The sequence below is a fragment of the Edaphobacter sp. HDX4 genome, assembly GCF_036877565.1.
Classification (GTDB): Bacteria; Acidobacteriota; Terriglobia; order Terriglobales; family Acidobacteriaceae; genus Edaphobacter.
In genome coordinates this window covers 1-21096 of record NZ_JAEDXW010000040.1, presented here as the reverse complement: position 1 = coordinate 21096, position 21096 = coordinate 1, and the positions used below count along the sequence as shown (strand labels likewise).

Below are 21096 nucleotides of genomic sequence, written 5' to 3'. Positions count from 1 at the left end.
CCGTACGGATCAAACGTACGGAGGCTGTATACGTTTTGCTGCGCGTTGCGACCGTTTTGTACGGGATCAGCCGTATTGCGTTATATGCGCATGAAATTCGGATTGGACCCCAGCCCGAATCGGGTTTGAGGTACATAGGAATCGATGGATACCGGATCCCGCGCGACGAAGGACTACAACCCGCGTACGCGACCGTGAGAAACTAGCCTCAAATGGACACACAATTTGCCATCGCCATCATGGCTGCCGGAAAAGGCACCCGGCTCAAAAGTAAACGCCCGAAGGTTCTGCACGAGATCGGCGGCCGCGCTCTGCTGCTGCATGTCATCGCTGCTGCGAAGCAGGTCGTCGACGCGAAGGACATCTACTGCATCATCGGCCACGAGGCCGACCGGGTGCGTGCAGCGGTCGAAGCCACCGGTGTGCAGTTTGTGCTGCAAACGGAGCAGCGCGGAACCGGTCACGCCCTGCAGATGGTCAAAGCATCCTTCGCTCTTTCCAGTGCACCGATCCCGGAGAATCTTCTGGTTCTCTCCGGCGATGTTCCGCTCATCCGGCCAGAGACTATCGAGAAGATCCGTGAGGTCCATCAATCCGAGCGGGCGACGATGACCATACTTACAGCAGTCCCCTCCGACCCCACCGGATACGGTCGCGTGATTCGCGTCGATCCCGGCGCTCAGACACCTGAGGTCCTTGCGATTGTCGAACAGAAATCCCTCGCGCCCGATCAACTGGATACTCCCGAGATCAACTCCGGCATCTACTGTTTCCGCACCTTTGCCCTCTTCGAGAAGCTGGATCTTCTCGATACAAACAATGCCCACGGAGAGTTCTACCTGACAGACGTGGCGGCCATGCTTGTGGCAGACAATCAGCGGGTGGTGGCGGTGAAGGCTGACAACATCGACGAGGTTCTCGGCGCCAACACCATCGCGGAGATGATGCACCTCGATGCCGCCATGCGGCTTGCCACGGCACGCCGTCTGATGGCCTCAGGAGTTACGATCTTTCGCCCCGAGACAACGGTGATCGACAGCGAGGTGGAAGCGGGCCCAGACACGGTGATCGAGCCATACGTCCAGCTTCTGGGTGCAACAAGAATCGGCTCTGACTGCCGCATCCGCTCGTATTCCGTAATCCAGGACAGTGTTCTTGGCGATAACGTGACCGTGCGCAATGGATGCATCATGGACTCAGCCACAATCGCCGACTCTGCGGTGCTTGGTCCTTATGCACACCTTCGTCCGGAGAGCCACATCGGCGCCGGCGCGCATATCGGAAACTTCGTCGAAACGAAAAAAGTCACGCTGGGTGCGGGATCCAAAGCGAACCATCTCAACTATCTTGGCGACGCGGTCATCGGATCGGGCGTCAACGTAGGCGCGGGAGCTATCACCTGCAACTACGACGGCGTACACAAACACCAGACCACGATCGGGGACAATGTTTTTGTGGGTTCCGACTCCACCCTTGTCGCTCCGCTGACCATCGAGTCAGGCTCGTACATCGCTGCTGGAAGCTGCATCACCGACGACGTTCCCACAGGATCTCTGGCCCTGGGACGCGCGCGACAGATCATCAAGCCAGACTGGGTGGCGAGAAAAAAGGCGGCGAAAGAGATCCTTTGAGCACATAGTGTCCCATGTGCGAGTCGAGGCCGGCAATGTCTGATAGACGACATTGGAGTACCCCAAATGTAATTAGCTGCACCTGAGCGCGTGCCTGAGCAGGTACAGGATGTTGTTCCCGGTTCGTCTCTGCCTCTTCCGTTGTAACCGGAAATCCTCCCATCCATCGTAAAATATCGTGATAAAGCCCTGAAAGATTTTGCCGATACCTGGAAGAGGGGTAACAGCGAGGGAGTCCCAGAACGGATGCTGCAGGAAAAAATCCTGGTCGTCGACGATGAAGAGCCTGTCCGCGGCATCGTTGCCACTCTGCTGGAGCGCGGCGGCTACCTACCTGTAACGGCGTCAGGGGCCAAAGAAGCGATCGAGTTGCTCGGCCAGGATCCGAACTACGCTCTCGTGCTCTCCGACATCATGATGCCCGGAACCGATGGCCTGGCACTGCTCGACCGCATCTCGACGGATCACCCTGACCTTCCGGTCATCATGTTTTCCGCGGTCCGTGATATTCACGTAGCGACCAATGCCTTCCGTCGCGGCGCCTTTGACTACCTCATCAAACCCTTCGAGCGACGCCAACTGGAAAGCGTCGTCGCGCGAGCCGCTGAGCACCGTCGGCATCTCCGTCAGAACATCGCCTACCGGCAGCATCTGGAAGAGGTCATTTCGACACGCACGAGTCGTCTGCGCGCGATCATGCAGGACCTCGAGCGCAGCTACGACATCACCATCGGTGCAATGGGCGACGCTCTCGACCTGCGCGATCAGGAGACCGAGGGCCACTCGAAACGCGTCACCGCTTACACGATCGAACTCGCCCGCCACTTCGGCGTAGGTCCGGAGGAACTGCGCACGATTGCTCGAGGAGCCTTCCTCCACGACATCGGCAAGATCGCGACCCCCGATGCAATTCTGCTCAAGCCCGGTCGTCTCGACGAAGGCGAGGTCGCTATCATGCGCGAACACTGCCAGCGCGGCTACGAGATGTTGCGGAAGATTCCCTTCCTTTGCGACGCTGCCGAAATTGTCTATGCCCACCAGGAGCGATTCGACGGTTCCGGCTATCCACGTGGCCTCAAGGGCAACCAGATCCCTATCGGAGCGCGGATCTTCGCGATCGCCGATACGCTCGATGCGATGACCTCGGATCGCCCGTACCGCAAGGGCACCTCTTTCGAGACGGCTCGAGCGGAGATCGTCCGTTGCTCAGGAGCACAGTTCGATCCTTCCATCGTCGACGTCTATCTCCGGATCCCAGACGAGCACTGGATGACGATGAGGGAGCGCACCGAGCAACCGGGCTTCGACGCTCTAACTACTCTCTAGCTTCCTCGGATTCAAAACCTCCGCGGGTTGCCTCCCTTCCCTCTGCCGCTCTAGCATGCAGACAACAACTTCCTGCCCGAGGAGGGTGGCAATGACAGTTCTCAAGCAATCCGAGCTGGACGTCCTGTTGAAAGAACATCCCGACTGGCGGCTCGAATCCGGCAAACTTGTCCGCGACTGGAACTTCAAAGACTTCGTGCAGGCGATGGGCTTCGTAAATCGTGTGGCAGAACTTGCGGAGACAGCAGGACATCACCCTGATATCGACATCCGTTACAACAAGGTCAGGCTCGGCCTGATCTCGCATGATGCTGGTGGAATCACCAATCGCGACGCCAAGATGGCCTCTCGCCTCAGCCGCGAGCTTGCCTGAAGGCGCTACACGCGCTCCAGGGCTCTTGCGCTGCGCAATCTGCGCTCAAGATGCCTCTCAAGCATCGTCACGGCGAACTGCCGCAGATCGGCTGCGCGGGGCTTCGGCCAATCTTCTTTCGCCAGATCTCCCACCGCCGATCGAAATATCCTTTGCGCCTCCGCGACAGATTCAGGAGACAACGAAGATGCGTTGCCTCGGCGGTCGTCCTCGCAGGTTACCCCATCCGCGGTCTCGCCAAACCAGACCCGCTGGCCCTGCAGCGCTACCCCACAGATGACGCAATGCCCGAGCGCCGGCATCCATCCCATCAGCCGGATCATCCACAGCGCGAAATACATAACCGGTAACCAGATGCGACCTACCTGCATCTCCGTAGCCGTGGCTACTGCGAGGCGAAAGACCGCGTCCTCAGGAGCCTGTTCCGGCAGAGCCTCTTCGAGAACCTCGGCAACAAATTCCAGAGCCGCGGCGCGCCCATAGTCGACCGGGTCAGAGAGAGGAGACCAGAGAATTTCGAATGCATCCAGGCGTACCAGATCCTGCCTGGGCTTTTCGGCGTAGGTGGCTCGTACGCAGCTCATGGGCTCCAGTGCGCCGCCAAATCGCCTTCTTGAGCGCAGGGCGTGTCGCGCTACGCCTTTGATTCGCCCCTGCTCCCGCGTCAGCAGACTGACCAGAAGATCAGCCTCTTCGAACGGCCAGCTCCGCAGCACGATTGCTTCACTCTGCCGTTGCGCCATTCTTATCTCGTTCCAGGGAAATGAAAAACGCGTGGCTCAAAGCCACGCGTTTGCCCCGCGCATTCGGGGGGAAGTTTAGCGTCCGTAGTGGTCAGCAGCCTTCTGCTGGAAGTCGGCCCACTTCTCTGGCAGATCATCACCAGCGTAGATTGCCGAGACCGGACAAACAGGAACACACGCACCACAGTCGATGCACTCGACCGGATCGATGAAAAGCTGTTCCGTATCGGCGTGGCCCGTCTCATCCTTCTTCGGGTGGATACAATCGACCGGGCAAGCATCCACACAGGCCGTATCCTTGGTCCCGATGCAAGGTTCCGCAATCACATAAGCCATCTCTCTAATCTCTCCCTTTGCCGCGTCTGAATATTTCAGTTGTGGGCGTTTGCTTGATTTTAGCAGCAAGAACAGCCTGGTCCATCAAGAGAAATCCGTATCCATATAGGACCAATGAGGACCGATTTTGGTTGTCCCACCCGATCTGCATCCCATTATGCTGCTCTAGGAAAATATCAACTGCCGGAGTGGAAATCGGATGCCCCAGACCAAAGCCCATACAGAGTACCTCGTTCTCAATACGGACCAGCGCTACGAGATGGTTCACATCACGCCACAGGTGGAGGAGATTGTCCGGCGCAGCGGCATCGACGACGGGCTTTGCTTCGTCTCTCCCATGCACATCACCGCAGCCATCTACGTCAACGACAACGAGGACGGGCTGATCGAGGATATCGGCGCGTGGCTCGAGAAGCTCGCACCCCGCTGGCCCGGGTACAAGCACCACCAGACCGGCGAAGATAACGCCGATGCTCATCTGAAAGCCCTTTTGTTGCATCACGAGACAACACTGCCCGTCACCAAAGGGCGGCTCGATCTCGGAACCTGGCAGAGAATCTTCTACGCGGAGTTCGACGGCCAGCGGCCGAAGCGCGTCATCGTGAAGCTGCTCGGTCTCGCAAAAGAATAATATCGACCCTCCGGTTCTGGCTGCGTCCCTGCTCGCTGGCGTTCGAGGCGATAGGGTGAAACTCCGCATATCCTGCCGCCGCCATGTTGTTGGGGTGCATGGAACCGCGTTCGAGCAGAAGGCGGGCGATGGCGCTGGCACGCGCCGTCGACAGCTCCCAGTTCGACTGGAACTGTGACGTGTGGATCGGGATATTGTCCGTATGTCCCTCCACCCTGAGGGGAACGTCAGGAATCGACTCTGCGAGCGCCGTGAGAATCGGAATCGCCTCGCTGCGGATCGCCGCTGACCCGGACGGGAAAAAGCCGATCTCGTGCAATGAGATAGCCAATCCGTCGGACGTCATGCGCGTCGTCACGCTCCCCGGCGGCAGTCTCTTCCCTGCGTTCTGCATCAGCTTTGCGATCCGGGCTTTCATCTCCTGCTCAGGGGTCAGCTGCCCGGCCTGAGGAAATGGCATCGCCAGAGCCGCCGGACGGATCACCATGGAGCTGCTGGGCGCCGGGTCTAACGGCGGCGTCTTTGCGTGCTCCTCGAAGCTCCCCATCGGCGTGAATGCCGTCTGCATGGCTGCAGCCACCGCCATCTGCTTCTTCTTGTCTGACTGGCTGGAGGCAAATAGAACGACAAAGAAGGCAAAGAGCAGCGTAATGAAGTCGGCGTAGGAGACCAACCATCGCTCATGGTTTACATGCTCGTGCTTCTTCTTTCGGCTCACGCTGCCGCCTCCGCAGTGCTTTCGATCGCGTTCCCCTCCGCGAGGAAGGTTCTGAGCTTGGTCTCCATCATGCGCGGATTCATCCCTTCCAGGATGGAGATCACGCCTTCGAGAATCATCTCCTTCGCCATCTGCTCTTCACGATGCCGAATCTTCAGTTTGCCCGCCACCGGGAGAAAGACGAGGTTTGCCAACGCGACACCATAGATGGTCGCGACAAAGGCGACAGCAATCCCTCGGCCGACCTCACTGATGTTGTCCAGATGCTGCATGACCTGGATCAGCCCAAGCACCGCGCCGATAATCCCGACGGTAGGTGAGTAACCGCCTGCAGCCTCGAACACCTGGGGGATCTTCTCTTCCATCTCGGACTTATTGTCGAGCTCCATCTGCATGATCTTTCGGACCTCATTCGGTTCTGTCCCATCGATCGCCAGCATCAGCGCCTGGCGGAAGAACGGGTCTTCAATGGAGCCGAGGTCCTGATCGAGGGATACGATTCCGCTCTTGCGCGCCTTGTTGGCAAACTGAACGAGCTGCTTCAGCACCGCTTCGCTGTTCGCCCCGTTGGAGACGAAGATCTTCATCATCTGCTTGAGTGCGGCCAGGAAGGTGTTGAGCGGGAACTGCAACATGACAGCACCCATCGTTCCGCCGATGACGATCAGGGCCGCCGTCGGCTGTGTAATCTGGCCGATATTTCCGCCTTCGATCATCATGCCGGCCAGAATGCCGAGTATCGCGACGACGATGCCACCAATGCTGGCGATATCCATAAAAACATCCTCTTCCTGAAAGGGATCTGTCTGGTTCAGCTCGTGGATCTTTCCGATTCAGCGGCAGTCTCCTGGAGATCCCGTGCGCGCTTCCCTCCGAGGGCAGCCTCGGCATCCGGCCACGCGGAACGCAGGACCGACCCACGGAACTCCATCGTCTTGCGCATCACCTCATTCCGCGGCTCCAGAACCACCAGCTTCTCGCCGGTGACCAGCGTGAGCACCGTGTCCGGAGCTGAGTCCGCATATTTGATGAGGTCGCAGTTAATACTGAAACGACTGCCGTTGAGGCGAGTCAGTTCGATCATGGGGCACTTCCTCTCTGCTCTCTCATCGGCCCGCATCGGCAAACACAATAGATGTCAACCGACGGTAACGACGGCTTTTCTCGCCAGCAAAGAATCCCCTCAAGTCGCCCGACCCGGCGCCGATGAGGTGGGAGAACGCAAGGCCTTTCGTAAGGTAGCCGGATAGAAAGATCGTCCGGGACACCCGTGGACAGGCAATGCGGTAACTCAAATCGAGTGTCAACAGGAGCGTTCCCCAATGTCCTTGGGTGTCTTGAACAACATCTCAGCAATCTACTCGCAGAACAACCTCAACCAGACCCAGATGAGCCTGCAGAACACTCTGACGCAGCTCTCCTCCGGTTCGCGCATCAACAGCGGCGCCGACGACGCGGCAGGCCTGGCCCTGGCCGATGGTCTTCATGCGAACGTCGCTGCCCTCACCCAGTCGTCACAGAATGCTTCCGCAGGCGTTGGCATGCTGCAGACCGCCGACGGAGCTTTGGCCCAGGTCACGAACCTGCTCAACCGCGCCGTCACGCTGGCTACCGAGGCAGCCAACGGCACTCTGAACACCAGCCAGGTCAGTTCGGCGGACCAGGAGTATCAGAACATCCTGACCGAAATCGGCAACATCGGATCCACGACCAACTACAACGGCAATGCCGTCTTCACCGCAACTGCCGTCAATGTATTTGTGAGCGACGGAACCTCGTCGGGCGCAAGCACCTTCGCAGAGACAGTCGGCACCCTCACCACCGCCAGCGTCGGAACCACCTCGGGCGGCGGCGCAGGCGCTGACCTCACGGCGAGCGCTACCCTGGACGCCACCACCGCGGGCGGCATCCTGACCACGCTTACCTCTGCCGTTCAGGACGTCGCATATCAGCGCGGCACGATCGGCGCCAACATCAACCAGCTGAACGCAGCCGCGAACGTCGCGAACACGCAGTCGGTCAACCTGTCCTCGGCAGAGAACAACATCCGCGCAACGAACTATGGCCAGGCGACCAGCGATATGGCCAAGTACAAGGTACTCGACCAGACCGGTATTGCTGCGCTCTCCCAGGCCAATGCCGTCCAGCAGGACGTTCTGAAGCTGCTCCAGTAAACCTGTTGAAAATCCAAGGCAGGCAGGCGGCATCGGTCGCCTGCCTGCCCTGGCATCTCGCGACCTAGCGCTAACCACCAAAACGCGTTTTGGAGGTTAGCTCCTTCTAATGCTTTTGACGGTGCTTAAGGCCACTCAATTGCACCCGCCGGTTGCGCAGCCGGTGCTCAAAGGAGAACACGATGGGAACGGTTGGAATCAATTTCGGTCCGATCAACAGCGGTCAGGGGTTCGATGTCGCCTCCACCGTCAGCCAGATCCTTGCGGCCGAACAGGCGGTCGAGGATCCATGGAAGAGCCAGCTTTCCAACCTCCAGGCCCAGGACACGGCCCTGAGCAAGATGGGAACCGACCTTGCGAGCCTGTCAACGGCGATGCAGGCGCTGACCGATTTCAGCGGCATCTTCGCCGCCAAGCAGGGTGCGAGCTCCGATACCAACGTCGTCGAGCTCACCTCAGCGAGCAACCTGGCCGTGGCCGGAAGTCACACGATTGTGGTCAACAGCCTCGCCCAGACCTCCTCGCAGTACTCCGACAAGATCACCAATGCTGCCGATACTCTGACCGGTTCCCTGACGGTGACCATCGGTGGGCAGAGCCAGAGCTTGAACGTAACCGGCTCGACACTGTCGCAGCTGGCGGCCTCCATCAACGGCGCCTCCATGGGAGTGGCAGCTTCGGTCGTGACCGACACCACGGGATCGCGCCTGTCGCTGGTCAGCAGGACCAGCGGAGCAGCCGGTGAGATCAGCCTGAGCGCATCCCTGAACGACGACACCACGAGCACCGCGATTGCGTTTCAACAGGGCATGCAGGGTAAGGATGCGAGCCTGAACGTCGATGGCCTGGATACGACCAGCGCTTCGAACACGGTGACCGGCTTGATCCCGGGCGTCACGTTCCAGATTCTGGCGGTCTCCGCTAATGCGAACGTTCCAGTGCAGGTACAGATCACCAACGACAATACTTCCATCGAACAGGCCTTTGGCAACTTCGTCACCGCCTACAACGCGGTCGCGGATGACATCAAGACCCAGGAGGGTAAGGATTCCAGCGGAAAACCGGAGCCGCTCTACGGCGATCCCACGGTCGCGCTGCTTCAGAATCAGTTGACCCAGGGCCTGCTCTCCGGTGCAGCCAGCGGCTCCATCAAGAGCCTGTCACAGCTTGGCATCACGGTGGACCAGACAGGCCACCTCACGATTGACGGGGGAATGCTGGACAGCGCGCTGAACTCGAACTTCAGCGATATACAAGGCTTTCTGCAGAACGCTAACAGCTTTGGAAGCAACTTCACTTCCGTGTTGAACGGTCTGAGCTCAAGCTCCACCAGCGGCGCCATCTACCTGGCGCTCAAGCAGAACTCGGCCCAGGAAAGCACCCTGAACGACAACATCAGTAATCAGGAGCAGCGCATTGCCGATGACAAATCCAGGCTCACAGAACAGCTGAACGCCGCCAATCAGATCCTGCAATCGCTGCCGGACCAGTTGAACCAGGTCAACCAGCTCTATAGCGCCATTACCGGCTACAACACGGGTCAGTAAGGGGAGCAAGAATGGAACAGAACTATCAGCAGCAGACCCTGATGGGCGCCACCGGGGTGGAGTTGGTTCTCGCCCTCTATGACGGCATGATCCGCTTTCTTTACAAAGCGATCTACTGCGTTGAGGAGAAGGACGTCAGCGGGCGGCGTATCGCTGTGAGCCGGGCGCTGGATATCCTGATGTACCTGCAGGCGAGGCTGCGTCCCGACCTGGGAGGAAGTACAGCCGAGTCGTTATCCAACTTCTATGCTGCGATGTTCACGCTGGTTCTGGAAGCCTCGCACTATGAGTCCATCGAGCAGTTTCAGGAGGTCATCTCTTCGGTACGAAACGTCCGCGATGCGTGGGCCGTCGCTGCCAAAAATCCTGACGCGAACCGTGTCCTGCCGCGGGAGCTACGCACCAGGGAGGAGCTGTTCCCCGCGTCCGTGCCACCGCCTGTTGTCGCGACTGACCAGCGCGCTTCACGCTGGTCCGCATAGGTCGCACTGATAAACTGTACCTGCTGGTGTAACGATCCGAACTCTGGTCCGTCCTAGCAGATACAGGATGAGGCATACGCTTTCCAGTTTCGTTGCTGTGCTCTGTCTTCTGGCCTTCATGGTCAGCTCGGCAGTGTGCCTGACTCCAGCGTCGCCAAGCCCTCACACGATGGGGATGCATCGCATGGGAGCACAGGAGCATGCCTGCTGCCCGCGTCATGAACCGGTCGACACCACTGCCTCCAACTCATGCTGCACACTGCATCACCAGCCGGCGGCGTTCAATTCCGTGGTTGAGGCACATCTGATCACACTCGCTTTTCTGCCGTCGACCGGAGTCATTCCAGCAATTGTCTCTCATGCCGCTACTCATGAGAGGTTGAAGCCCGTCTCTGCGCAACTGCCGCCCCTCATCGCTCTTCGAATCTGATCCTGACTCTGCTCTAGAGATTCGCTCGCCTTTCTGCATGCCAAGCTACGCGTGCGGAAGGCTGACGTTCTTGTTTACCTTTCAGGAGAAGAGATTCGTGAACCGCAGTAGATCCGCAAGCTTTGCCTTGCTCTTTGCAGCTTTCTATTCGACTTCAAATCTGGCCATGGCGCAGCAGGCAATCTCCGCGCCCGCGATGCGGGACCACTCATCGATGGCGGGAATGGACCATAGCCAGAAGATGGCGTCCATGCCAAAGATGCCGGGAATGACGCAGCCGACGAACCTGATTGAGGCACAGCTAAATCACCTGTCTTCCGGGACGACGGTCGAACCAGCCTCAACCCCGATGTACATGATGATGGGCCATCACGGCGACTGGATGTGGATGCTGCATGGAGAAGCATTCGTCACCGAGCTCCAGCAGGAGGCAGCACAGACGCCTGAAGGGCGCAGGGGTGGAGACAAGCTGTTTTCCACAAACTGGATCATGCCAATGGCTATGAGGAAGTTGGGGCCGGGCCAGCTTACCTTGCGCGCAATGTTTTCGCTCGAACCCGCTACGATCACCGACCGCCAGTATCCTCTGCTCTTTCAGCAGGGGGAGACCGCCTTTGGCACCCCCATCATCGACGGTCAGCATCCTCACAATTTCTTTATGGAAGTAGCCGCGCTCTACGACGTTCGCCTGGGCGAGCACAGCCTTCTGAGCTTCTATGCGGCTCCGATCGGAGATCCTGCCATCGGCCCATCGGCCTATCCGCATCGGATGTCCGCGTCCGAAGATCCTCTGGCGGCACTGGGGCATCATCAGGAAGACTCCACGCATATCGCTTACAACGTCCTGACGGCGGCTGCGACGTGGCGCTGGTTCCGAGTGGAAGGGTCAGGCTTTCACGGCGGTGAACCTGCAGAAGGACGCTGGCAGTTTCAGCCCTCGTCGAACGGACTTGCCATCGATAGCTACTCCACACGCCTGACGGTGTCCCCACGTCCCAACTGGACGGGACAGTACTCCATCGCGCGTATTGCCAGTCCGGAGGCGCTCTATCCCCACGAGGACCAACTCCGGCAGACCGCATCCATCATGTACAACCGTCCTTTTGGAGAGCGCAATGCTAATGGCCTGATGAAAGGCAACTGGTCGAACACCCTGGTGTGGGGGCGCACACGTTCGATTACGACGGGCCATGACGAGCACAAGATCAACAGCTACCTCGCGGAGTCCCTGTTGAAGTTCGGCGGAAAGAACTACGTGTGGACCCGCATGGAAAACGCAGGGAGGACGAGCGAGCTGCTTCTGCAGCCGGGCAAGGCCCTGCCGGAGGGCTTTGAAGAACACCCGATCGGGCATGTGCAGGCTTACAGCTTTGGATATGACCGGGATTTTCGCCTGAGCCGGCATGTGACCGCGGCGCCGGGAGCACAGTTTACGACCTACACCACTCCAGATGCGCTCCATGCGACCTACGGGGAGCATCCCTGGGGAGTAGCCGCGTTCGTGAGGTTCAGGATTGCACGATGAAGAAGGAGATGATGCTTGAATAGAGAGATGATTCTCTTTGTTGCGACCTCAAATCCTGGCAAGCTCCGCGACTTCGCTGCCGCAGCAGCAGAAGTCGCGGGGATGGACATTCGGCTTGAGCCTCTTCCCGGTCTCGCTGCGATTCCCGCACCGCCGGAGGACGAGCCTACGTTCCAGGGCAATGCATGCTCGAAGGCTATCTACTACTCACTTCGCGCCCCGGGGGCGACCGTGATCGCTGACGATTCCGGACTGGAAGTAGACGCACTGGAGGGAGCACCGGGAGTCCGATCTGCCCGCTATGCAGAAGACGCAGGCTTTGCCGCGACGGAGGACATGGCTGTGGATGAGCGGAACAATCGATATCTGTTGGAATCTCTTGAGAGTGTGCCCCAAGAGCACCGAACAGGACGTTACCACTGCGTGCTGGCTGCGGCGCGGGATGGTGAGATTATCCAGACGGCAGATGGAAGTGTGGAAGGCGTGATCCTGACCTCTCCTCACGGAAGCTCAGGATTTGGGTACGATCCCCTGTTCTTTCTCCCGGGGCCGGGCAAGACGATGGCGGAGCTGGAGACGGCTCAAAAGCTCTCCTTCAGCCATCGCGGCCGTGCCCTCTCAGCCCTGCTGCAGAAGCTGGCCAGGAGCGGGTACTTCAACGCCAAATGACGAATGTTCACTTAATCGCACAAGTCCACCGATAATCGCACCAAATGGCCCTGATTTCTTGACGCTGGTATCAGCGGAGCGGAATAATCAGCCTGCTGCAGAAATCCAAGCGCAGCAGCACTCCCAACAGATCTACAAGGAGTTTTGCCATGGCAACCGCCGCACCGCCAGCCCCACCTGCCACTCCGCCCCTGCGCGGCGTGCAACCGCTCCGTGCTGGCGAAGGGCACTCCTTCTTCTGGCGCAGGCTCCACTCGCTGACAGGCATTGTTCCGATCGGGGCATTTCTGGTTGAGCACATCATCTCGAACTTCGAGGCGATCAATGGTCCCCTTGCCTACGCGCAGCAGGTCAAGTTTCTGAACAGTCTGCCTTTAGTCCGCCTGCTGGAGTGGGCGTTCATCTTTATCCCCTTGGCCTATCATGCCGGCTACGGTGTGTTTATCTGGCTGCGTGGACGCAGCAATGTGAATGTCTATCCCTGGGCCGGTAACTATATGTATCTGACCCAGCGGCTCACCGGGTTGATCGCCCTGGCTTACATCGCGCAACATGTCTGGAGACAGCGATTTAGCGGGGTCATGCTACCGGAGCATCCGGGAGCGGCGTTCCACAAGGTTCAGGTCGAACTTCAAAATCCGTGGATGCTCGCCATTTATGTCATCGCAATGATCGCGACCACGTGGCACTTCGCTTATGGGATCTGGCTGTTCGCGGCGAAGTGGGGCATCACTCCGGGCGATAAGGCCCGTAAACGCTTCGGATACGTCTGCGCTGCTGCTGGAGCTGGACTTTGCCTGATGGGCCTGATCAGTATCTGGGCATTCGTCGGACCGAAGTACGCCAACGCTCCAGCGGATGTTATGCCTTCGCAGCCCCCTGGAGTAACGATGCCAGCTCCCGACAATCCTGTCCCCGGTTCGACGAATCCCGAGCCATCCAGCCTGCAACGCTAGGAAAGGTCACGTAAAACGACATGGCAGCAGCAGCAACTCCCAGAATCATCGTCGTAGGCGGCGGTCTCGCCGGTCTCGCCGCCGTCATCAAGATCGCCGAGGCGGGCGGCAATGTCGACCTCTTCTCGATTGTTCCGGTCAAACGGTCTCATTCGGTCTGTGCACAGGGTGGCATCAACTCGGCCAAGAACCTGAAGGGCGAAGGCGACAGCACGTGGGCGCACTTTGACGACACAATCTACGGTGGCGACTTTCTTGCGAACCAGACACCGGTGAAGCAGATGTGCGAACAGGGTCCAGCAATCATTGACCTGCTGGATCGGATGGGTGTTCCCTTCAACCGAACCCCGGAAGGTCTGCTGGATTTCCGCCGGTTCGGCGGAACACTGTTCCATCGCACGGCGTTCGCCGGAGCTACGACCGGACAGCAGCTCCTTTACGCTCTTGACGAGCAGGTTCGGCGATACGAGTCAGAAGGAAAGGTCAAGAAGTACGAGGGCTGGGAGTTTCTCTCGGCCGTGCTGGATTCCAAGGGTGCCTGCCGTGGCATCTCGGCAATGGACCTGCGCACGATGGAGATGCGTACCTTCCCGGCGGATGCAATCATCATCTGCACGGGAGGCAACGGAGCTATCTTCGGTAAGTCAACGAATTCAGTAGTTTGCACCGGTTCCGCACAATCGGCCCTCTATCAACAGGGAGCCTATTATGCGAATGGCGAGTTCATCCAGGTACATCCCACTGCAATTCCGGGCGAAGACAAGCTGCGCCTGATGTCGGAGTCGGCGCGTGGCGAAGGTGGCCGCGTCTGGGTTCCGAAGGACAAGAACGACAAGCGTGCATCGCAGTCTATCCCCGAAGCGGATCGCTGGTACTTCCTCGAGGAGTGGTATCCGAAGTACGGCAACCTTGTTCCACGCGACGTAGCTACGCGCGCGATCTTCAAGGTGGTCTACGAGCACGGTATGGGCATCGACGGCCAGCCCATGGTCTATCTCGACGTATCCCATCTGCCGCCGGAGCGGCAGCATAAGCTGGAAGGCATCCTCGAGATCTACGAGAAGTTCGTCGGAGACGATCCGCGCAAAGTCCCCATGAAGATCTTCCCAGGTATGCACTACACCATGGGCGGGCTCTGGGTCGACTTCAACCAGCAGACAAACATTCCCGGAGTCTTCGCCGCGGGCGAGGCCGATTACTCGATTCATGGAGCCAACCGGCTGGGGGCGAATTCCCTGCTCTCCTGCATCTACGGCGGATTTGTGGCCGGACCTCAGGCGATCCTCTATGCCAAGTCGCTCGCGTCAGCAGAAGGCGATGGCGGCCACGCAGCTGAGCTACAACGCCAGAAGGAATACAACAATATCCTCCTCAACAATCCAGGTACCGAGAACCCGTTCAAGATCTGGCGTGAGTTGGGTGAAACGATGACCAAGCACGCAACGATCATCCGGTACAACGCCGGTCTGGACGAAGCGGATGCAAAGATCGTGGAGTTGCAGAAGCGCTACCGGAACATCAATCTGTCGGATAAGAGTCAGTGGGCCAACACCAGCTTCGCCTTCGCCAGGCAGCTCTACAACATGCTGGAGCTGGCCAGGGTAATCGTGCAGGGCGCGAGGATGCGGGACGAATCCCGCGGCGCACACTATAAGCCAGATTTCCCGGAGCGGAATGACGAGAAGTTCCTCAAAACGACGAAGGCGAGCTTCGTCAATGATGCTCCCAAGTTCGAGTTTGAGGCAGTGGACATCAGCCACATCAAGCCGCGTCCCCGTCGCTATGACGCTACAGCATAGGAATTGAATGTCTGCTACTGAATACACGGTTGCAGGCATTCGCCGCACAGAGATAGTGGAGACGAGAGATCTCCACGGTTTCGGAGTTCGCAAGTGAGTGATGGTATCGACGATCGCCTTGTGTCGATACCTGGAGATGGAGAGAAGAACCCAAAGAGTATGCGGACAGGTAGCCTTACAACTCGTTGCCAGCGTCTAACGGGTCATGACGGAGCTAATGTCCAATTACTTTGTCTTCCTGGTACTTCCCGTAATCTTTGTCGCGATATGGGCCTATATCTTCCTGTACAACCGTCGCGTCAAGAAGAGAATTCACGAGATCGAGTCATCAGGCAGACATCTCACTGGAACGGAAGAAGGGATCTCTCTTGTGACGCTGGAGAACGAACAGGCCGGCAAGACTGGACGCATCTCCTAGGAAGTGGCCACATCGACTCTTCTTTTGAGCTGAGGGAAATGCCTGTCTGTCCTGGAACAGGCTCCTTCGACCACGCTCATGCGAATTATTTAGCATCGATACCGGGAGGTTCCTCTCTCAAGGCTCATGGCCAGATGGGTGGCTTATGAGCCGCGAGAATAACTTCGATATCGTCAGGCTTTCGCTGGCTTTCCTCGTGGTTTTCTTTCACATCGGATATCTCAGCGGAAATCCGTTGTTTGCAAATCTGCCGCGATATTTCAGCGGGCATCTGGCGGTTGAAGGATTCTTCGCGATCTCGGGTTTCCTCATCTTTGCGAGTTATGAACGCTCCTCTTCCCTGAAGGATTACTACATCAAGCGCGCTGCCCGTATCCTTCCGGGTTACTGGCTCTCCACCGCTGTTTGTCTGTTTATCGCTTTTTCCTACGGAAGCTTCCATATCGCCCGGTTTCTCTTTGCCAATCTGACCTTCGCCAACTTTCTTGGAGGGGACATTCCCGGAGTCTTCGCATCGAACCCCATGACCGCTATGAACGGCGCCTTGTGGACGATCAAGATCGAAATCATGTTCTACATCCTTGTCCCGGTGATCGTCTGGCTCTCCAGGAGAATCAATCGAGATGCAGTCTTGTGGTCATTGTTTGCACTTTCCATCCTCTACAGAGTTTTGATGGCTGACCATAATACGTATGCGCTTCAGCTCCCCGGTCAGCTTTCGTTCTTTATGATCGGCGCGCTCATTCACTATCATGTTCGGTTTTTCGAGACCAACGGAAAGTGGATTACGTTCGCAGCAGTGATCCTCTACGCGGCTCACCTCGCTACAGGGTGGTTCGTTCTTCGGCCGGCGGCCGTAGCGACGCTCACATTGAGCGTCTCTCTGCTTGCTCCGACCGTTAAGGGTCCGACGCGATGGGGAGACTTCTCATACGGCACCTACGTCCTGCACTGGCCTGTAATCCAGCTGTTTGTAGCAGCAGGACTCTATCGCGACCACCCCTGGGCAGCGATGGCCCTGACCGTGATCTCCATTGCCCTTGCGGCAACCTTCTCGTGGTTTGTCGTCGAAAAGCCATCTCTCGCACTTGCCCATTCACGGCGAATCAAGAACAGGTATCCCGCCGTTACCCCAAGTTAAGGAAATTGACCATGCCAAGCACAATCAAAGTCGAGATCAAGCGCCAAGCCAGCCCCGAAGCCGCAGCCGTCACGGAGAAGTTTGAGATTCCTTACCGCCCGGGCATGAATATCACTTCATTACTTGGCGAGATTGCGCTCAATCCCGTCGACGTGACCGGTAAGAGTACGACCCCGATTACCTACGACTCCAACTGCCTGGAGGAGATCTGCGGCTCCTGCGCGATGCTCATCAATGGTAAGGCGCGGATGGCCTGCTCGGCGCTGGTGGACAAGCTGGAGCAACCAATCACGCTGGCACCTCTTTCCAAGTTCCCGGTGGTGCGTGACCTGGCCGTCGACCGTTCTGTTCTGTTTGAGAATCTGAAGAAGGTCAAGGCCTGGGTACCGATCGACGGGACCTACGACCTGGGTGCCGGGCCACGGCAGTTCCCCCAGGTTCAGGAGCAGCGTTACCCCCTATCGAACTGCATCTCCTGCTGCTGCTGCATGGAGGTCTGCCCGCAGTTCAACGATGTGACGAACTTCGTGGGGGCCGCGACTATCGCGCAGGCTAAACTCTTCAACATCGATCCATCCGGAGCCGTGCTTGCAGAGGACCGGTTGCGCGCACTGGCCGGCGATGGAGGAGTCCAGGAGTGCAGCTTCGCACAAAATTGTGTTCAGGCCTGTCCCAAAGAGCTGCCACTCACCGAAGCGATCAGTGACATGGGCCGCGACGTCTTTGTCCAGCAGGTCAAGGATCTTTTCACACGATAGGCGAGTTGTGATTTACCAGGCGGACGCACCTTGCGTTCGCCTTCCAGTTTTCTGAGCCTCTTCGGATTATCCTGCTGCATCTCGAGCAGCGGAAGCTGTGCCATTATGAAGCAAAAGGAGAGTTCCATGATTCAGCTTGAAGATGCGCGGAAGATCATTGCTGCTGCTCAAAAGAAGGCAGACGAGATTGGTCAACCGATGAATGTCGCAGTTGTAGATGAGGGAGGAAACCTTCTCGCTTTCGAGCGTATGCCCAATGCATGGCTCGGTTCCATCGACATCGCGATCAAGAAGGCGTGGACTTCACGCGCCTTTGATATCTCGACGAAGGATTTAGCTTCAAACTCTCAGTCAGGCGACCAGTTCTTTGGGATTCATGTGTCGAACAACGGTAAGGTGATGATCTTCGCGGGAGGTATTCCGCTTACAAAGAACGGCAAGGTTGTCGGTGCGGTCGGAGTAAGTGGAGGAGACGGCAAGCAGGATCAGGCCGTTGCAGAAGCGGGTGTCGCAGCGTTTTGAGAACAGAAAGGGCTCTTCCTTCGAAGAGCCCTTCCGATCCTGCAGCGTTTTGAAAGATTATCTATTTCGTGAAGATCGTGTTTCCGGGTGTCTGATTTTCATTACTGTGGATACGATTCTGGGCGCGCTTTGCACTCTGCATCGCCTCGTCATCCGCCTGTTGCTGGGCTGTTTTTCCGACCTCGGTTGCGCCGGCGTTTTGCTCGAGTGCTTCGTGCGAAGGCCGTTCTCCTGTCTTGGTCGAGTTCAGTCCTTGTGCCATGTTTCCACCTCACTTGATTTAACAGATGGCGGTATCTCCCGGTGCGGTTGCCTTGCGTAGTTGTTGCTACAATCGCTCATACCCATGCGAATCGGTCTTCCCACTCAAAACAATGATAAGCAGAAGCTTACGCGTGTTATGGCGCTGTCGGTCTGCGGTCTTTTTCTAAGTGCCGGGCCTTTTTCCCATGCTCAAGCAGCCAGCCGGCCACACAAGGAGAAAATGAGCTCATCCCAGGATCCTCTTGCTGTTCACAACTCATCGATTGTCATCGACACTCATGCTGATACACCACAGCGCTTCGTGGATGAACACTGGAATTTTACGGATCCGCTCGATGGCGGCATGCTGAACTACGAGAGTGCGAAGAAGGGTAACCTCGACGCGCAGTTCTTCTCCATCTGGGTTGATCCCAGCCAATATCCTGCGAATGCGTCGGCTCGGCGCACAATGGAATTGATCGACGGCACTCTGGAACAGGTGCGCCGGGCTCCAGATAAGCTCGCCTTCTGCGTTTCAGCCGAACAGATTGTGGCTGCTCATAAGCAGGGTAAATTCGCGGTCCTGATGGGTATCGAGGGGGGACACTCGATCGAGGATTCGTTGGGTCTGCTCCGTGACTATTACCGCCTTGGCGTGCGCTACATGACACTCACCTGGTCGAACACGAACGATTGGGCCGATTCATCCGGCGATATCGATGATCCCACGGTCAAACACCACAATGGGTTGACACCCTTCGGGAAGCAGGTCGTCGCGGAGATGAATCGCCTCGGTATGCTGGTGGACATTTCGCACGTCTCAGACAAGACGTTCTGGGACGTGATGGAGACGACGAAAGCTCCTGTCATCGCCTCTCATTCTTCGGCACGTGCGCTCACCAATGCACAACGCAATATGACGGATGACATGCTGCGTGCAGTCGCAAAGAACAACGGTGTCGTCATGGTGAACTTCTTCCCTGCCTTCATCGACGAACAGTGGCGTCAAGCGTGGAATGCGCAGAAACCCGAGCGACAGAAGGCTCAGGATGCTTTGGAAGCCGAGTACAAAGCCAAGGGACTGCCTGTTCCCTACGCGGCCTCAGACCGTATCGACCGGGAGTTCGCGGACAAGATTGGTCGTGCGCCGTTCAATTCGCTCATCGATCACTTTGACCACGTCATCAAGGTTGCCGGGATAGACCATGTCGGGATCGGAACCGATTTTGACGGAATTCCCGTACCACCGGAAGGCATCGACTCGGCTGCAGATCTTCCAAAGATCACGAAGGCTCTTATGGCGCGAGGCTACACGGCGGAGGATATGCACAAAGTTCTGGCAGGAAACCTGCTGCGCGTCTTTCAGGCTGTACAAGCTGCGCAGGAGAAACCTCCAGTTGTAGCCCCGAGATAGGAATTCGCAGTCTGTCCCGAGGCGCCGTGAGGCTACTCCTCCTTACCCCTTGGTAGCAAGCACTGAGATCTTGTGGATCTGCGGTGGATCGGCCAATAGTTCGTCGGCTTTGGCCATCAACGCTTTTGCGATAGGACCGCTCAAGTGGGCGTCACGGCCACTCTCGTCTTCGAATGTATCGAAGATGCTGAAGCGGCCATCTCCTTCGTCAAGAGCATACCAGGTAGACGTACCCGGCTCCTGAGCCGCCATCTGCGCTCCCTGCTTCAAAAAATCCCTCAATTCCGTCTCTTTTCCGGGCCTTGCCTTGAGCGGTACGTAGAGTGCAAGCTTTGGCATCGCAGATCTCCTTTGCCTGTTGGATGCACCGCTCCCTCTGAGGTCACACCCGTTTGGGGATTTGGCATCACACAGGTGTAAGTATTCATAGATCGAGGTGCGACTTGGTCACGAGATGGTTCGGAAGAAGACAGCAGCCCAATGTATTTCGAGGCGTCGTCACGGGGATTGCCGCTGGCATCGCCGCCACGCTCATCATGGACCAGTTTCAGAAACTAAGTTCGGCAGGACAAAAAGCAACCGAGAAACAGCTGCGGATGGCGCAGCATGAATCGGAAGAAGAAATCGAACGCGATCAGCAACAGAAGGAGCAAACGGCGGCCCAGCAGGAGGGATCCACCGAGAAAGTTGCACGGAAGGTCGCGACGGCAGCAGGAAAAGATCTACAGCGAGAAGATAAGAAGAAGGCCGGACAGGCTGTCCATTACGCATTCGGAACTCTGATGGGAGCAGTTTATGGCGTCAGCGCCGAACTGATCCCAGAGGTAACAACCGGAGGAGGAACGGCATACGGAACGCTTCTATTTCTTGCAGCCGACGAGGTTGCGGTTCCAGCCTTCCAACTCTCTCCGCCACCGACAGAGACTCCTGCAACAGATCACCTTCAGCATTGGGTGGCTCACGTAGTGTATGGGGGTTCGCTAGAACTAGTCCGGAGCCTTCTGCGACGCTTTATGTAAGAGTTGCGCGATTGCCCCGCGGAAGCGTCTGCGATAGCCTGTTTTATGGAGTACTAGTTACGCATGACGCTTCGTCTTCTTGCACTTGTCCTGGCATTCGGCGGGAGTTTGGCCTCGGCACAGTCTCAGTCGCCAACGAGTTTGCCCGCGGCCCCCACCCAGTCGTCCCCATCTCCGTCTCCGCAGACCCCTTCTACGGATGCTTTGCCTGATGCTCCGAGTACGACGAGTCAGGCGAAGC

Annotated in this window: 25 protein-coding genes; 18 read left to right on the top strand and 7 right to left on the bottom strand. The window is 57.7% G+C overall.

Features of this window, described 5'->3' with window-relative positions; genetic code table 11:
- The first annotated feature begins 212 nt into the window (after positions 1-212).
- The 3 genes from glmU to JAO29_RS22730 all read left to right on the top strand — a co-directional run bounded on the left by glmU (position 213) and on the right by JAO29_RS22730 (position 3330).
- Positions 213-1631 (top strand): bifunctional UDP-N-acetylglucosamine diphosphorylase/glucosamine-1-phosphate N-acetyltransferase GlmU, encoded by a 1419-nt coding sequence (glmU, locus tag JAO29_RS22740; protein ID WP_334270575.1) that lies wholly within the window; start codon positions 213-215, stop codon positions 1629-1631.
- Between the two features lie 246 nt (positions 1632-1877).
- Complete coding sequence (locus tag JAO29_RS22735) at positions 1878-2957, top strand: HD domain-containing phosphohydrolase (RefSeq protein WP_334270574.1); 1080 nt, start codon at positions 1878-1880, stop codon at positions 2955-2957.
- A 91-nt stretch (positions 2958-3048) separates the two neighbouring features.
- On the top strand, positions 3049-3330 hold the full coding sequence (locus tag JAO29_RS22730; RefSeq protein ID WP_334270573.1) for a 4a-hydroxytetrahydrobiopterin dehydratase: 282 nt from the start codon (positions 3049-3051) through the stop codon (positions 3328-3330).
- Positions 3331-3335: 5 nt separating this feature from the next.
- Here the strand turns inward: JAO29_RS22730 and recO are convergent, their stop codons facing one another.
- Positions 3336-4073, bottom strand: coding sequence for a DNA repair protein RecO (gene recO, locus JAO29_RS22725; protein ID WP_334270572.1), 738 nt, complete (start codon positions 4071-4073; stop codon positions 3336-3338).
- Positions 4074-4148: 75 nt separating this feature from the next.
- On the bottom strand, positions 4149-4409 hold the full coding sequence (locus tag JAO29_RS22720; RefSeq protein WP_334270571.1) for a 4Fe-4S dicluster domain-containing protein: 261 nt from the start codon (positions 4407-4409) through the stop codon (positions 4149-4151).
- Between the two features lie 199 nt (positions 4410-4608).
- Between JAO29_RS22720 and JAO29_RS22715 the strand changes: the two genes are divergently transcribed.
- A complete protein-coding gene (locus JAO29_RS22715; protein WP_334270570.1) occupies positions 4609-5040 on the top strand; it encodes a secondary thiamine-phosphate synthase enzyme YjbQ in 432 nt (143 codons plus the stop codon).
- On the opposite strand, the gene JAO29_RS22710 is transcribed toward JAO29_RS22715, so the two are convergent.
- From JAO29_RS22710 to JAO29_RS22700, 3 genes are read right to left on the bottom strand one after another with little or no spacing between them, the layout of a single operon-like run.
- A complete protein-coding gene (locus tag JAO29_RS22710) occupies positions 5006-5758 on the bottom strand; it encodes a flagellar motor protein MotB (protein WP_334270569.1) in 753 nt (250 codons plus the stop codon). The genes JAO29_RS22715 and JAO29_RS22710 overlap by 35 nt on opposite strands.
- Complete coding sequence (locus JAO29_RS22705; RefSeq protein ID WP_334270568.1) at positions 5755-6534, bottom strand: flagellar motor protein; 780 nt, start codon at positions 6532-6534, stop codon at positions 5755-5757. The genes JAO29_RS22710 and JAO29_RS22705 overlap by 4 nt, the downstream gene beginning before the upstream one ends.
- A 35-nt stretch (positions 6535-6569) precedes the next feature.
- Entirely contained in the window at positions 6570-6842 is a 273-nt protein-coding gene (locus JAO29_RS22700; protein WP_334270567.1) for a flagellar FlbD family protein, read from the bottom strand.
- Between the two features lie 238 nt (positions 6843-7080).
- On the opposite strand from JAO29_RS22700, the gene JAO29_RS22695 reads away from it, so the two are divergent.
- The 12 genes from JAO29_RS22695 (at position 7081) to JAO29_RS22640 (ending at position 18179) form a co-directional block, all read left to right on the top strand.
- Positions 7081-7932, top strand: coding sequence for a flagellin (locus JAO29_RS22695; RefSeq protein ID WP_334270566.1), 852 nt, complete (start codon positions 7081-7083; stop codon positions 7930-7932).
- 182 nt (positions 7933-8114) lie between these two features.
- On the top strand, positions 8115-9479 hold the full coding sequence (gene fliD / locus JAO29_RS22690) for a flagellar filament capping protein FliD (protein WP_334270565.1): 1365 nt from the start codon (positions 8115-8117) through the stop codon (positions 9477-9479).
- 11 nt (positions 9480-9490) lie between these two features.
- On the top strand, positions 9491-9961 hold the full coding sequence (fliS, locus tag JAO29_RS22685) for a flagellar export chaperone FliS (protein WP_334270564.1): 471 nt from the start codon (positions 9491-9493) through the stop codon (positions 9959-9961).
- A 67-nt stretch (positions 9962-10028) separates the two neighbouring features.
- On the top strand, positions 10029-10391 hold the full coding sequence (locus JAO29_RS22680) for a hypothetical protein (RefSeq protein ID WP_334270563.1): 363 nt from the start codon (positions 10029-10031) through the stop codon (positions 10389-10391).
- Positions 10392-10488: 97 nt separating this feature from the next.
- A complete protein-coding gene (locus tag JAO29_RS22675; RefSeq protein ID WP_334270562.1) occupies positions 10489-11916 on the top strand; it encodes a hypothetical protein in 1428 nt (475 codons plus the stop codon).
- A gap of 15 nt (positions 11917-11931) precedes the next feature.
- Entirely contained in the window at positions 11932-12585 is a 654-nt protein-coding gene (locus tag JAO29_RS22670) for a non-canonical purine NTP pyrophosphatase (protein WP_334270561.1), read from the top strand.
- Between the two features lie 149 nt (positions 12586-12734).
- Positions 12735-13541, top strand: coding sequence for a succinate dehydrogenase (locus tag JAO29_RS22665; RefSeq protein ID WP_334270560.1), 807 nt, complete (start codon positions 12735-12737; stop codon positions 13539-13541).
- A gap of 20 nt (positions 13542-13561) precedes the next feature.
- The gene (sdhA, locus tag JAO29_RS22660; RefSeq protein WP_334270559.1) at positions 13562-15340 is read left to right on the top strand and encodes a succinate dehydrogenase flavoprotein subunit; all 1779 of its coding nucleotides are present in this window, start codon (positions 13562-13564) and stop codon (positions 15338-15340) included.
- A 217-nt stretch (positions 15341-15557) separates the two neighbouring features.
- Positions 15558-15758: a hypothetical protein gene (locus JAO29_RS22655; protein WP_334270558.1), complete on the top strand. Its 201-nt coding sequence runs from the start codon at positions 15558-15560 to the stop codon at positions 15756-15758.
- 145 nt (positions 15759-15903) lie between these two features.
- Positions 15904-16899 (top strand): acyltransferase family protein, encoded by a 996-nt coding sequence (locus JAO29_RS22650; protein ID WP_334270557.1) that lies wholly within the window; start codon positions 15904-15906, stop codon positions 16897-16899.
- A gap of 11 nt (positions 16900-16910) precedes the next feature.
- Positions 16911-17657: a succinate dehydrogenase iron-sulfur subunit gene (gene sdhB, locus JAO29_RS22645; protein ID WP_334270556.1), complete on the top strand. Its 747-nt coding sequence runs from the start codon at positions 16911-16913 to the stop codon at positions 17655-17657.
- A 126-nt stretch (positions 17658-17783) separates the two neighbouring features.
- Positions 17784-18179, top strand: a complete 396-nt coding sequence (locus JAO29_RS22640) for a GlcG/HbpS family heme-binding protein (RefSeq protein ID WP_334270555.1) — start codon at positions 17784-17786, stop codon at positions 18177-18179.
- Positions 18180-18240: 61 nt separating this feature from the next.
- Here the strand turns inward: JAO29_RS22640 and JAO29_RS22635 are convergent, their stop codons facing one another.
- The gene (locus tag JAO29_RS22635) at positions 18241-18441 is read right to left on the bottom strand and encodes a hypothetical protein (RefSeq protein WP_334270554.1); all 201 of its coding nucleotides are present in this window, start codon (positions 18439-18441) and stop codon (positions 18241-18243) included.
- Between the two features lie 222 nt (positions 18442-18663).
- Here JAO29_RS22635 and JAO29_RS22630 point away from each other — a divergent pair, with 222 nt between their 5' ends.
- Positions 18664-19836 (top strand): dipeptidase, encoded by a 1173-nt coding sequence (locus JAO29_RS22630; RefSeq protein ID WP_334270553.1) that lies wholly within the window; start codon positions 18664-18666, stop codon positions 19834-19836.
- A 42-nt stretch (positions 19837-19878) separates the two neighbouring features.
- Here JAO29_RS22630 and JAO29_RS22625 read toward each other — a convergent pair whose 3' ends face one another.
- Positions 19879-20175, bottom strand: coding sequence for a putative quinol monooxygenase (locus tag JAO29_RS22625; RefSeq protein WP_334270552.1), 297 nt, complete (start codon positions 20173-20175; stop codon positions 19879-19881).
- 104 nt (positions 20176-20279) lie between these two features.
- Between JAO29_RS22625 and JAO29_RS22620 the strand changes: the two genes are divergently transcribed.
- Positions 20280-20855 (top strand): DUF1440 domain-containing protein, encoded by a 576-nt coding sequence (locus JAO29_RS22620; RefSeq protein WP_334270551.1) that lies wholly within the window; start codon positions 20280-20282, stop codon positions 20853-20855.
- The last annotated feature ends 241 nt before the right edge of the window (positions 20856-21096 follow it).